Origin of the sequence: Rhodococcus sp. AW25M09 (assembly GCF_000333955.1) — a bacterium.
GTDB lineage: Bacteria > Actinomycetota > Actinomycetes > Mycobacteriales > Mycobacteriaceae > Rhodococcoides.
In genome coordinates, this window is sequence record NZ_CAPS01000089.1 from 18949 (window position 1) to 31364 (window position 12416).

Sequence of the window (12416 nt, forward strand, 5' to 3'; positions counted from 1 at the left end):
TCAGTCAGTCTGCCAACAGGTCCGGCCGGCGATCGGCAGTCCGTGCCAGCGACTGAGCGCGACGCCACGCCGCAATCTTCGCGTGATCGCCGGAGAGAAGCACTTCGGGAACGTCGAGCTCGCGCCATCGGGCGGGGCGCGTGTAACTCGGACCTTCCAACAATCCGTCGGAGAACGAATCCTCTTGGTGTGACTGCTGATTGCCGAGCACACCGGGCATGAGTCGAACCACGGCTTCGGCCATCACCAGGACAGCCGCTTCGCCCCCGATCAGCACGTAGTCGCCGATGCTGACTTCCTCGACACGCACGCGGCGTGCGGCGTCGTCGAACACCCGTTGATCGATGCCCTCGTACCTGCCGCACGCGAATACGAGATGCTGTTCGGTGGACCACCGTTCGGCTGTGCGCTGGGTGAACGGCACCCCGGCGGGAGTGGGGACAACGAGTAGCGAATCCTCGGTCAGCACGTGATCGAGGGCGTCTCCCCAGACGGTCGGCTTCATGACCATGCCCGGACCACCGCCGTAGGGCGAATCGTCGACTGCCTTGTGAACGTCGTGCGTCCACGATCGCAGGTCATGGACCTCTACCGAGACCAGGCCTCGGTCGATTGCCTTGCCCAGCAGCGCAGTTCGCAACGGTGTCAGGTATTCCGGGAAAATGGTGACGACGTCGAGGCGCACGTTCTACTCCGGATCCAGCAGGCCCTCGGGCGGATCGATCTCGATCGTCTTGTCGGCCAACGACACCGAGGTCACGATCGCGGCCACGAAGGGAACGAGAATTTCGGCGCGGGTGGGGGCGGAACGACCCAGGTCCAGAGCAGGCGTGATGGACAGCAACTCCCCCGCTGCCGAGTGCAGAACCTCGCGGACGTTTCCGACGACGGAGCCATCGGTCAGGATCACCGTGAGACCCTCGAGTTCGTGGTCGTAGAACTCGTCCGGGTCGTCGGACGGCGGCAGATCCGTGGATTCGACGACGAACAGAATGCCCCGGAGTTGGTCGGCGGCCGTCTTGTCCTCGATACCGTTCAGACGCAGCAGAAGCCGCCCGGAGTGTTCCCGGACGGCGTCCACCGTGTACGAGGCCGGGGCTGCGCTCGATCGAGGCTTGCGGCCCCGAAGAACGTTTCCCGCGGCGAAGCGGTCGTCGGGATCGTCGGTGCGAACCTCGACGACGACTTCTCCTTTGATGCCGTGCGACTTTGCAACACGGCCGATGACGAGCTCCATGGTCGTTACGTGACCTAGTGGTCCGTGTCGACCACGTCGACACGGATGCCGCGACCACCGATACCCGAGACGAGCGTGCGCAGCGCTGTGGCCGTACGACCGCCCCGTCCGATGACCTTGCCCAAATCGTCGGGGTGCACGTGAACCTCCACGGTGCGACCACGACGGCCGGTGATCATCTCGACGCGAACGTCATCGGGATTGGCGACGATGCCGCGAACGAGATGTTCGACGGCATCGGCGACAACGGCGCTCACTTCTCAGCAGCCTCGGCGGCCGGCGCTTCTGCCGTCTCGGTTGCTGCAGCGTCAGCGGTCTCCGCGGTGGCGGCGTCGTCCGACTTCGGAGCCTTCTTCTTCTTGGCGGTGGTGGCTTCACCCTGTGGCTCGGAGTCGGCCTGCGCCAATGCGGCGTTGAACAGGTCGAGCTTCGACGGCTTGGGCTCGGCGACGCGGAGGGTTCCCTCGGTACCGGGCAGGCCCTTGAACTTCTGCCAGTCACCGGTGATCTTCAGCAGGGCCTCGACGGGCTCGGTCGGCTGCGCGCCGACACCCAGCCAGTACGCCGCACGCTCGGAATTGATCTCGATGATGCTGGGGTCCTGCTTCGGCTCGTACGTGCCGATGGTCTCGATCGCACGGCCGTTACGACGGGTGCGAGCATCGGAGATGACGATGCGGTAGTGCGGGGTGCGGATCTTGCCGATACGCATGAGCTTGATCTTGACAGCCATGTTCTGGTGGAGCCTTTCGAAAGTTGGTCACGGCGCAATTCAGCTGTTCGCATGGCATGCGAACCCGGTTTTGCGTTAGGGGTTGTTGTGACCGCCGCGCGGTACGTAACCGGATGACGGGCGAACAGCTGTTCATTGTGCCAGACGAGCGCCGGGATCGGTGAATCGCCCTGTAGAACGGCACGCTCACGCAAGCAGGATCACCAGGGCCGGCAGAGTGTTGTTCATCGAGTGGGCGGTGGTCGACGCAACGATCGAGCCGGACCGCATCCTGGCGATGCCGATCGCCAGCCCTCCCCACAGGAGCACCACGAAGCGCCACCATTCGCGGTGCCAGATCGCGAACACGACCGCGGTGATGACCAGAACAACCCAACGATTGCCCAGCCACGCCATCGGCATCGGCCGGGTGCGCTTCTCGAGCGCACCCCACAGCATGCCGCGAAACATCGTCTCCTCACAGATCGGTGCGCCGATCCAGATCCACACGGCCAGCACGATCTTCCAGCCCATGGCCGCATCGGTGACGTTGCCCAACGGAGCCTGGTCGTCGAAATCGATGCGGGACAACAGCACCAGCGCCAGCAGCACACCGCCGACCACGGCCACACCTCCCCAGGCCAATCCGGATCGGACTTGGCCCAGGAAGTCAGGAGTCGATCTGGGGAGACCGAAATCGACGACGGGTCCATTGCCACGAGACATCGAGATCGCCACGGCAAGTCCCGCGGCGAGCAGGCTGGGGATCGTGATTCCCACGACGAACAGAGCAGTTGTTTCGGAGGTCACGACGAGGCCGAGAAGCAGAAACCCCGCCAAATTGAGGCCGAGGACGAGGGCCGCGGCCGGTAGTCCCCACCGCTGGCCCGGGCGGCGTTGGACGGCGGCCCGCTCAGCCCGCCAGTAGGTCTCGGACAGGCCTGAGCCCTGCTGCTGAATGTGATTCATCGGCGGCAGTGCGGCCCAGCTCGGGAGGTTCGGATCGACGTGCCGGGCACCGCTGTCGGGCTCACTCACCCCCCGGCCCTCGATCCGCCCTGTGCGCGGCCGCGTCGGTCGGTCACCCGTCCGCGCAGTATCACCAGTTCCGGGTTGGACAGCACATCCGGTCCGCCGCGCGGATCTTCGGCGTAGACGACGACGTCCGCGGGCGCTCCATGCTCGAGCCCCCGTCGACCGAGCCACGACCGAGCGTCCCAACAGGCGGCTCCCAGCGCGTCCGTGGGTGAGAGCCCGACGCGCGCGAGTGCGGCGACTTCGTCGGCGATGCGGCCGTGCGCGATCGACCCACCGGCATCGGTACCTGCATAGATGGCGATTCCGGCGTCGTGTGCCCGGCCGACGGTGTCGGCGACGCGCTCGTGCAGCGCTCGCATGTGCCGGGCGTAGACGGGATATCGGGCGGCGGAGTCGGCGATACCGGGGAACGTCTCGATGTTGATCAACGTCGGCACCAGCGCGGTGCCGTGATCGACCATCATCTCGATCGTCTCGTCGGTCAGGCCGGTGCCGTGTTCGATGCAGTCGATTCCCGCCGCGATCAGTCCGGGCAGCGCATCCTCGCCGAACACATGGGCGGTCACCCGTGCCCCCTCGGCGTGGGCAGCAGCGATGGCATCGACGAGGATCGAGTCGTTCCACAGCGGTCGAAGATCGCCTACCGAACGATCGATCCAGTCGCCGACGAGCTTGACCCAGCCGTCACCGAGGCGAGCTTGCTGAGCCACCGCCTCGGGCAGTTGTGATTCGTCCTCGATGTCTATTGCCAGTCCCGGTATGTACCGCTTGGGCGACGCGATGTGACGGCCGGCCCTGATGATCCGAGGGAGATCGTCGTGATTGTCCAACGCACGAGTGTCGACCGGCGACCCGGCGTCGCGCAGTAGTAGCGCGCCGACGCCTCGTTCGGTCTCGGCCTGCCGGATCGCGCCGGTCAGATCGGTGTGTCCCCCGCCGTGTTCGATTCCGACGTGGCAGTGGGCATCGACGAGACCCGGCAGAATCCACCCGCCGTCGTGCACGAAGTCGGCATCAGGAATCGGCTCCGTGGACAGGACGCCTCCGTCGATCCAGAGATCGACTGTGGACCCGTCCGGCAGTCCGCGGCCCCGCAACCGAATTGCCGACACGTGCGTGTTGCCTACTTCTTCGGCAGTTTGAGCTGCGACAGATCGATGCCCTCGAGCCCTGGCGGCAACTGGTCGAGGCCCTTGGGCATGGACGACAGATCGGGCATTCCGGCAGGCATGCCACCCGGCATACCGGGGAATCCACCGCGGATCTTCGGCTGGGTCGGTCCGCGAGCGCCCTTCTTGCCTTTCTTGCCCTTCTTGTTGTTCCGCACCTGCTTGCGCGCGCCTGGCATGCCCATCCGGCCGGCCATCGCAGACATCATCTTGCGGGCTTCGAAGAATCGGTCGACGAGCTGATTGACGTCGGAAACCTTGACTCCGGAGCCGTTGGCGATTCGTAGCCGCCTGGACGCGTTGATGATCTTCGGGTCCGTCCGCTCCTGCGGAGTCATGCCGCGGATGATCGCCTGGACGCGGTCGAGTTGCTTCTCGTCGACGTTGGCGAGCTCCTTCATCTGGCCGGCACCGGGCAACATGCCCAGCAGGTTTCCGATGGGGCCCATCTTGCGGACGGCCATCATCTGCTCGAGAAAATCGTCGAGCGTGAGCTGCCCCGAGCCGATCTTGTTGGCCGTTGCCTCGGCCTGCTCCGCGTCGAAGTGCTGTTCTGCCTGCTCGATGAGGCTCAGCACGTCACCCATGCCGAGAATGCGGCTGGCCATACGGTCGGGGTGGAAGACGTCGAAGTCTTCGAGCTTCTCACCGGTCGACGCGAACATGATGGGCTGGCCGGTCACCTCGCGGACGCTCAGCGCAGCACCACCGCGAGCGTCGCCGTCGAGCTTGGTGAGCACGACGCCGGTGAATCCGACGCCGTCGCGGAACGACTCGGCGGTGCTGACGGCGTCCTGGCCGACCATGGCGTCGAGCACGAACAGGGTTTCGTCCGGCTGGACCGCGTCACGGATTCCTGCGGCCTGAGTCATCAACTCGGTGTCGATGCCGAGCCGTCCGGCGGTGTCCACGATCACGACGTCGTACTGCTTGCTGCGTGCCTCGGCGATGCCTGCGCGCGCGACCTCGACGGGATCCGCTGCCGAGACGCCGAGCGCGTTGTCGCCGCCACCGATGGAGGTGCCCGGATGCGGGGCGAAGACGGCTGCGCCTGCGCGCTCGCCGACGATCTGAAGCTGGCTGACGGCACCGGGGCGCTGCAGATCGCACGCGACGAGCAACGGGGTATGGCCTTGGCCCTTCAGCCATTTCGCGAGCTTGCCTGCAAGAGTCGTCTTACCCGAGCCCTGCAGGCCGGCGAGCATGATCACCGTGGGCGGATTCTTGGCGAACACGAGTCTGCGAGTCTCGCCACCGAGAATGCCGACGAGTTCCTCGTTGACGATCTTGACTACCTGCTGGGCCGGGTTCAGGGCACCCGACACCTCGGCACCCTTGGCGCGCACCTTGATGCGGCCGATGAACTCACGTACGACGGGCAGTGCCACGTCCGCTTCGAGCAGGGCCAGGCGGATCTCGCGGGCCGTGGCGTCGATGTCCGCGCCGGACAGTCGACCTTTGCCACGCAGGTCCTTGAGAGTCCCGGTCAACCTGTCGGAAAGGGATTCGAACACCGATTGCACTCCTGAGCTAGCCGATCACCGAAAACGAGTCGAATCCGGCACGGTCACCAGACTAGCGCCAGCCCGCCCGATCGTCGCTGGGGCGTTCGGCAGTCGTGTCGTTCCCAGAACTGTGGACGGGTCAGGCGCTCCGCGCGGAGTCGTTCCACGTCACTGCCACTCCCCGATTCGCCAGCCACTGGGCCGGATCGACCTTGACTCCGGAGGGGTCGTGCACCTCGAAGTGGAGATGCGGACCGGTCGACTGGCCACGGTTGCCCACCGTAGCGATCTGCTCCCCGGCCGATACGCGCTGACCGGGCTGCACCGAGAAGTCGTTGACGTGCCCGTAGATCGTTTCGGTGCCGTCGTCGTGCTGCACCTTGACCCAGAGACCGAATCCGGCCGCAGGCCCGGCGTCGGTCACTGTGCCGTCTTCAGCGACGTAGATGGGCGTACCGATGGGTGCAGCGATGTCGAGTCCGCTGTGCTGGGTGCCCCAACGCGATCCGAAGTTGGACGTCAACACCCCTGCCACCGGCTGCACCGTGGCCTTCTTCAGCGATCGCAAGCTCTCGAGCGGTGACGCAGCTCCGGCGCCACCCTGCCCCAGGCCCACGTCGTCGAGCCATTGCTGCGCAGCTGCACCGGGATCTGCCAACCCGAATGCTGCCAACGGGTCGGAGCTCGGTTGCGCGACGGCCTCGGCCGACGGTGCAGGACCTGCAGGCGAAGACTCTGCCGGTGCGGGCTCGACGGGCGCAGGCGCGAACTGCTGGGGAACGAACTGCGGAGGAACGAACTGAGGCACGTCGAATTGCGGGAGCTCGAATCCGACCGGCAGCAATCCCTCCGGAACGGCGAACGGAAAGCCTGCTGCAGGCGGCTCGGGGATCGGCGCTGCGCCCGCAGTGCCGGCTCCCATCGAGGTAGCGCCGACGACGATGGCACCGGTGGCTGCCACGATGGTGGCGGTCCGTCGACCGGTTTCCGGAGCTTCTTCTGCGGCCCGGTGCTTGCCACGCGGAGCCGCTGTCGCTGTGTCGGCCGGTATGTAGATGTTCGACCGTCGGTGGGATCCCACAGTTGGTGCCTCTCGCATTAGCAGCAGTGGAGCCTGCAGGAACGAAGTTCCGTTCGAGCAGTGAAGCCTGCAGAGCGACCGTGACGGGTGCGCCCTGCGTTCGGTGACGAACATAACAAATCAGCATCGGGGGCCAAACCCCTTGGCCGGAAATTAGTGAGAAGTCACGACGGCATGTCTGGTAGCGGCCGGATACAGACCATCGATCATGTGCCTTCCGGTTTTTCCGGAGGCTTGGGCGGTTCCGGGGCCGGAACTACCGCGAGTATCGCTCGTTCGAGATCCTCGCGAACCGCGCGGCTGTCCGCTCCTGCCAGGTCGATACAGAAAGAGTCGACCACCGAGCTTCCCAGCGTCGACACCCGAGCCCAGCGAATATCCGATCCCTGCTTCTCGATGGCACTGGCCAACCTGCAGAGCAGACCGAGCCGGTCCTCTGCTCGGAGTTCGAGCACTACCTGACCGGGTTCGTTGTCGTCGAACCACAGCACTCGTGGCGGAGCCTGAGCGTAGAGGACCGGGACCGCCGAATCCTCGCCGTCGTCCTCCACCGTCTCGGCTCGGGCGTCGCGCTCCTTGGCGTCGAGTACCGCGACGAGGTCGAGTTCTCCGGCCTGTGCACGAATGATCTCCTGCCGGAGCAGACCGGCCTGCGGCGGAGCTCCGAACAGAGGCGCGACATCGAACGAGTTGATCGCCGATCCCTCGTGACTCCCGAGCGAGGCCGAGAGCACACGCAGCGAATGCAGGGCCAGCACTCCCGCAGCGTCGGACAGTAGCCCAGGGGCGTCGGGGGCGATGACAGTGACGACAAAGGTGTGGAGCCCGTCTGTCGGCGCGATGTCGACGTGTACGCCGCCCCGCGCCGCCAGTTCGATGTGGGCCGGATCGAGTGGATCCGGGGCGGGCAGACTTTCCCCCGCCATCACCAGTCGGCAGCGACGCACCAGTTCGCGAATGAGCGATGCCTTCCAGTCCCCCCATACTCCTGGACCCGTTGCGAGAGAATCCGCCTCGGCCAGAGCATGAAGCAGCTCGAGCAGAATGGTGTCGGAACCCAGCGCGTCGACGACGGTTTGCACCGTCGCAGGATCGTCGAGGTCTCGCCGGGTGGCGGTCTCCGGAAGCAACAAGTGGTATCGCACCATCGCCGTCAGCAGCGCCACATCCGATGGCCACAGTCCGAGCCTGTTGCAGATCTGGATTGCGAGATCGGCACCCACGACGCTGTGGTCGCCGCCGCGTCCCTTGCCGATGTCGTGTATCAGTGCGCCGAGAACCAGCAGGTCCGGACGTGCGACTCTCGTGGTCAATGCGCTTGCGTAGGCGACTGTTTCGACCAGATGCCGATCGACTGTCCAGGTGTGCACTGCATCCCTTGGCGGTAGGTCGCGTACCGCACCCCATTCCGGAATCAGCCTGCCCCACAATCCGGTTCGATCCAGCGCTTCGATGGCCGCGATTGCTTTGCGACCCGACCCGAGCAACACGAGAAGATCGTTGAGAGCTTCCTTGGGCCACGGCTCACGCAGCTCGGGTGCGCTGTCGGACAGGCGATTGAGTGTCGATGCGGACATCGGCATTCCGGTCTGCGCCGACGCCGCGGCGACGCGCATGATCAGACCCGGATCCTTGTTCGGTCGGGCGTCGCGGGCGAGAACCACCTCGCCGGAATGCTCGACGACTCCTTCGTCGAGCGGACGGCGGATCGGAACTCGACGCAAGCGGGAAAGGCCTTTTCTCGGAAGTGAATTGCCGGCGGTGCGTAATCCGACATCCACCGAGTAGCTGATGGTACGGGCCGAATCGCTCAGCATACGAGCAAGATCGAAGCGGTCACCGATCCGCAGCGCGGCCCCGATTTCGTCGGCATCCTGCGCGCGCAATTGATCCCGGGCTCGTCCGGCCACGCGGTGCAACTCGGTGCGAACGTCCAGTAACCGTCCGTGCGCGAACGCCAAACCGCCACCGGGCGATTCGGGCCCCAGACCGGGCATACCGTCGGTGAGTTGGGCGATCGAGAGGGCGTCGAGCAGCTGCACGTCCCGCAGTCCACCGCGGCCACTCTTGAGATCCGGCTCGGCGCGGTGCGCGATCTCTCCACTGCGCGACCATCGGCCGTGGGTCTGCTCGATCAGTGCGTCGAAGCGTCCGCGAATTCCGTTGCGCCACTCGCGGCGGACGCCGCCGATGAGCAAATTGCTCAATTCCACGTCTCCGGCGATGTGGCGCGCCTCGAGCATTCCGAGCGATGCTGTCAGGTCTGCCGCGGCCACCTGCAGAGCCTGCGGCACTGTCCGCACGCTGTGGTCGAGCTTGATGTGGGCATCCCACAGCGGATACCAGAGTTTGTCCGCGACGTCGGAGACGATGCGTGGTTCCAGATCGTCGTGCAGCAGGATCAGGTCCAGGTCCGAGTACGGCAACAGTTCACGGCGCGCCAGACCGCCGACGGCGACGATGGCAAACCCCGAGTCCGGCTTGATACCGAGCTCGGCACCCTGGGTGGTCAACCAGAATTCGTGTAGGTCGACCAGGGCCTGTCTGAGCGAGGGCGCATCGAGCCGACGGTTGCGCGTGCCACCGTCGAGTAGTTGTTTCTTGGCCCGAGCGAGGTCTGCTGCGGCGTCGCTGGTGCCCTTCGATGCGGAGCCCGAGGAGACCGCAGGCCCCGATCCCGACGCTTTCGCGCCAGAACCGGGGCCTGCAGCCCGAGACCCTTTGGGGTCAGAGTGCATCAGTGCCACGTTCTCCGGTACGCACTCGGATGACCGAGTCGACCGGGGAAACCCAGACCTTGCCGTCACCGATCTTGCCGGTGCGTGCCGCCTCGACGATGACCTCGACGACCTTTTCGACAGCTGCGTCGTCGACGACTACCTCGACCCGCACCTTCGGTACGAAATCGACCGAGTACTCCGCACCTCGGTAGACCTCGGTGTGGCCCTTCTGGCGACCGTAACCCTGGACTTCACTGACGGTCATTCCGAGTACGCCGGCCTGCTCCAGCCCCGTCTTGACGTCCTCCAGGGTGAACGGTTTGACGATTGCCGTGATCAGCTTCATTTTTGCTTCCCTTCACAAGACCTCGAGTGCCCGATGTCGTACGGTGCAGCGTTCATATCTATCTCTACCTTGTCAGGCGAAATCATATGCAGTCTCAGCGTGCTCGGCTTCGTCGATGCCGTTCGCCTCGTCCTCGTCCGATACACGCCAGCCGAGAGGCTTGAGCGCGAACGCGATGACCGCGGTGATGATGCCCGTGAAGATCAGAGCGCTGAGAGCGATGACGATCTGGACGACCAGCTGCTTGTAGTCGCCGCCGTAGAACAGTCCGGTCTCGGAGCCGAGGAAGCCGATTGCGATGGTGCCCCAGAGGCCGGCAACGAGGTGTACGCCCACCACGTCGAGCGAGTCGTCGTAGCCGAACTTGAACTTGAGCCCGACCGCAAGAGCGGACAGGACACCGGCGATGACACCGAGGATCATCGAGCCGACCGGCGTCAGAGAGCCTGCGGCCGGGGTGATCGCGACCAGACCGGCAACGATGCCCGAGGCAGCGCCGAGGCTGGTGGCATGACCGTCACGAATGCGCTCGGTGATGAGCCAGCCTGCGATCGCAGCTGCAGTAGCCGCGGTGGTGTTGACCCAGGCCAAGCCTGCGATGCCGTCGGCTGCGAATGCGGAACCGGCGTTGAAGCCGAACCAGCCGAACCACAGCAGCGCCGCGCCGAGCATGACGAACGGCAAGTTGTGCGGGCGGTAGGCGATCTTGCCGAAGCCGGCGCGCTTGCCGATGATGATCGCCAGAACCAGGCCTGCGATACCGGCGTTGATGTGCACGACTGTGCCACCTGCGAAGTCGATGGGAGCGACATTGGCGACCAGACCGCCGTCACCGTCGTCGGTGGTTCCGAAGATCTTCGCGGCCAGACCGTTTTCGGATCCGGAGAGCAGTCCACCGCCCCACACCATGTGTGCCAACGGGAAGTACGCGAGGGTGACCCAGATACCCGCGAACGCGAGCCAGGTGCCGTACTTGACGCGGCCGGCGATCGAGCCGCTGATCAGTGCGACCGTGATGATTGCGAAGGTCACCTGGAACGCCACATCGATGACGTTGGCGTAACCCCACGCGCCTGCGATGTATGCACCGTCGGCATCGGTGATCGAATCCTTGAGCCCGAAGAACTCGAAGGGGTTGGCGAAGACGCCGCCGATGTCCTGGGTGCCGTAGGACATGGACCAGCCCCACAGGAAGTAGATGATCGAGACGACGGCCATTGCTCCGAACGACATCATCATCATGTTCAAAACGGTCTTCTGCTGCGACATACCGCCGTAGAAGAACGCCAAGCCGGGCGTCATCAGCAGTACTAGCGATGCTGCGATCAGCATCCACGCGGCGTTGCCGGAGTTGGCCAACATATCCTCGGGACTCACGTACACCCTCCATTCTCCTGCACACCGGTTGGTGCGCCGTTAGGAAGAAGGGTGGTTTCACGAGGTTTCATCCGTGACACTCCGGTGTTTCGGACATGTGAACGGATGACCGAATTCTGTTGCAAAAAGGTTTCGTGCTGGCGTTTGTGCTTTTTCCCCGGTTGAAGCGCTACTCGTTACGGCTCGATCAGCCGAGCAGTGCGTCGACGAATGCGCCCGGCTCGAACGGAGCCAAATCGTCGGCGCCCTCACCGAGACCGACGAGCTTGACGGGTACCCCGAGCTCACGCTGCACCTGAAAAACGATGCCCCCCTTCGCGGTTCCGTCGAGCTTGGTCAGCACGACACCGGTGATATCGACGATCTCGGCGAACACGCGAGCTTGCGTGAGTCCGTTCTGGCCGACCGTCGCGTCCAGAACGAGCAGCACGTCGTCGACATGGGCCCGCTTCTCGATGACTCTCTTGACCTTGCTCAGCTCGTCCATCAGACCCGATTTGGTGTGCAGCCTGCCCGCGGTATCGACCAGAACCACGTCGACTCCGTTCTCGATTCCCTTGCTCACCGCGTCGAACGCGACAGCGGCGGGATCCGCAGCCTCCTTGCCGCGGACCACCTCGGCACCCACTCGCTCGGCCCAGGTCTGCAGTTGATCGGCTGCAGCGGCGCGGAACGTGTCGGCGGCACCGAGCAGCACTCGCCGCCCGTCCGCCACCAGCACTCGAGCGAGCTTGCCGGTAGTCGTGGTCTTGCCGGTCCCGTTGACTCCGACCACCAGCAGCACGGCAGGCGCACCGTCGTGCGGCAGCGCGCGAATCGACCGATCGAACTCAGGATGGAGTTGCGCAACGAGAATCTCGCGCAAGAGAGCACGCGCGTCCGCTTCGGTACGGATACTGCGCGATGCCATCTGCTCACGCAAAGTCCGCATGATCTCGGCTGTGGTCGCCGAACCGATATCGGCGATCAGCAGAGTGTCCTCGACCTCTTCCCAGGAATCCTCGTCCAGGTCTCCACCGCCGAGCAATCCGAGCAGGCTCTTGCCGACAGCGGACTGAGAACGGGCCAAGCGGCCGCGGAGACGGTCCAATCGCCCCTCGGTGGGATCGATGGTGTCCAGACGGGAAACTGCGGAGGCAGCGGTGTCGGAGGCTGCCGGTACCGACGTCTCGGAGACCGACGGTTCGGACACCTCGGGCACCGAAGGCGCGGGCGCAGCCGGCTCGGGCGC

The 12416-nt window shown here is 65.1% G+C and carries 12 protein-coding genes; all 12 read right to left on the reverse strand.

Annotated elements, in window-relative coordinates:
• Positions 1-4: 4 nt before the first annotated feature.
• A complete protein-coding gene (trmD, locus tag RHODMAR_RS18205) occupies positions 5-685 on the reverse strand; it encodes a tRNA (guanosine(37)-N1)-methyltransferase TrmD (RefSeq protein ID WP_008717309.1) in 681 nt (226 codons plus the stop codon).
• Between the two features lie 3 nt (positions 686-688).
• Positions 689-1237, reverse strand: a complete 549-nt coding sequence (gene rimM / locus RHODMAR_RS18210; RefSeq protein ID WP_008717311.1) for a ribosome maturation factor RimM — start codon at positions 1235-1237, stop codon at positions 689-691.
• 14 nt (positions 1238-1251) lie between these two features.
• Positions 1252-1494 (reverse strand): RNA-binding protein, encoded by a 243-nt coding sequence (locus RHODMAR_RS18215; RefSeq protein ID WP_008717313.1) that lies wholly within the window; start codon positions 1492-1494, stop codon positions 1252-1254.
• Positions 1491-1970, reverse strand: a complete 480-nt coding sequence (gene rpsP / locus RHODMAR_RS18220; protein ID WP_008717316.1) for a 30S ribosomal protein S16 — start codon at positions 1968-1970, stop codon at positions 1491-1493. The genes RHODMAR_RS18215 and rpsP overlap by 4 nt, the downstream gene beginning before the upstream one ends.
• A 186-nt stretch (positions 1971-2156) precedes the next feature.
• Positions 2157-2987 (reverse strand): CPBP family intramembrane glutamic endopeptidase, encoded by an 831-nt coding sequence (locus RHODMAR_RS18225; protein ID WP_008717324.1) that lies wholly within the window; start codon positions 2985-2987, stop codon positions 2157-2159.
• Complete coding sequence (locus RHODMAR_RS18230) at positions 2984-4099, reverse strand: amidohydrolase family protein (RefSeq protein ID WP_008717325.1); 1116 nt, start codon at positions 4097-4099, stop codon at positions 2984-2986. The genes RHODMAR_RS18225 and RHODMAR_RS18230 overlap by 4 nt, the downstream gene beginning before the upstream one ends.
• 11 nt (positions 4100-4110) lie before the next feature.
• Positions 4111-5670, reverse strand: a complete 1560-nt coding sequence (ffh, locus tag RHODMAR_RS18235) for a signal recognition particle protein (RefSeq protein WP_008717326.1) — start codon at positions 5668-5670, stop codon at positions 4111-4113.
• Between the two features lie 130 nt (positions 5671-5800).
• On the reverse strand, positions 5801-6742 hold the full coding sequence (locus tag RHODMAR_RS18240) for a M23 family metallopeptidase (protein ID WP_008717327.1): 942 nt from the start codon (positions 6740-6742) through the stop codon (positions 5801-5803).
• A gap of 206 nt (positions 6743-6948) precedes the next feature.
• The gene (locus RHODMAR_RS18245; RefSeq protein ID WP_008717328.1) at positions 6949-9480 is read right to left on the reverse strand and encodes a [protein-PII] uridylyltransferase; all 2532 of its coding nucleotides are present in this window, start codon (positions 9478-9480) and stop codon (positions 6949-6951) included.
• A complete protein-coding gene (locus RHODMAR_RS18250; protein ID WP_008717330.1) occupies positions 9470-9808 on the reverse strand; it encodes a P-II family nitrogen regulator in 339 nt (112 codons plus the stop codon). Before RHODMAR_RS18250 ends, RHODMAR_RS18245 begins: the two co-directional genes overlap by 11 nt.
• Positions 9809-9880: 72 nt before the next feature.
• Positions 9881-11170 carry an ammonium transporter gene (locus tag RHODMAR_RS18255; RefSeq protein WP_198289475.1) on the reverse strand — a complete coding sequence of 430 codons (1290 nt, stop codon included), beginning with the start codon at positions 11168-11170 and terminating at the stop codon, positions 9881-9883.
• Positions 11171-11372: 202 nt separating this feature from the next.
• Positions 11373-12416, reverse strand: a 1044-nt coding sequence (ftsY, locus tag RHODMAR_RS18260; RefSeq protein WP_051048167.1) for a signal recognition particle-docking protein FtsY, incomplete at its 5' end; no start/stop codon positions are given.

Excerpts from the sequence above, each read along its gene's own strand:
- rimM (WP_008717311.1), bottom strand. The coding sequence starts at position 1,237 with ATGGAGCTCGTCATCGGCCGTGTTGCAAAGTCGCACGGCATCAAAGGA.
- rpsP (WP_008717316.1), bottom strand. The coding sequence starts at position 1,970 with ATGGCTGTCAAGATCAAGCTCATGCGTATCGGCAAGATCCGCACCCCG.
- RHODMAR_RS18245 (WP_008717328.1), bottom strand. The coding sequence starts at position 9,480 with ATGCACTCTGACCCCAAAGGGTCTCGGGCTGCAGGCCCCGGTTCTGGC.
- RHODMAR_RS18250 (WP_008717330.1), bottom strand. The coding sequence starts at position 9,808 with ATGAAGCTGATCACGGCAATCGTCAAACCGTTCACCCTGGAGGACGTC.
- RHODMAR_RS18255 (WP_198289475.1), bottom strand. The coding sequence starts at position 11,170 with ATGTTGGCCAACTCCGGCAACGCCGCGTGGATGCTGATCGCAGCATCG.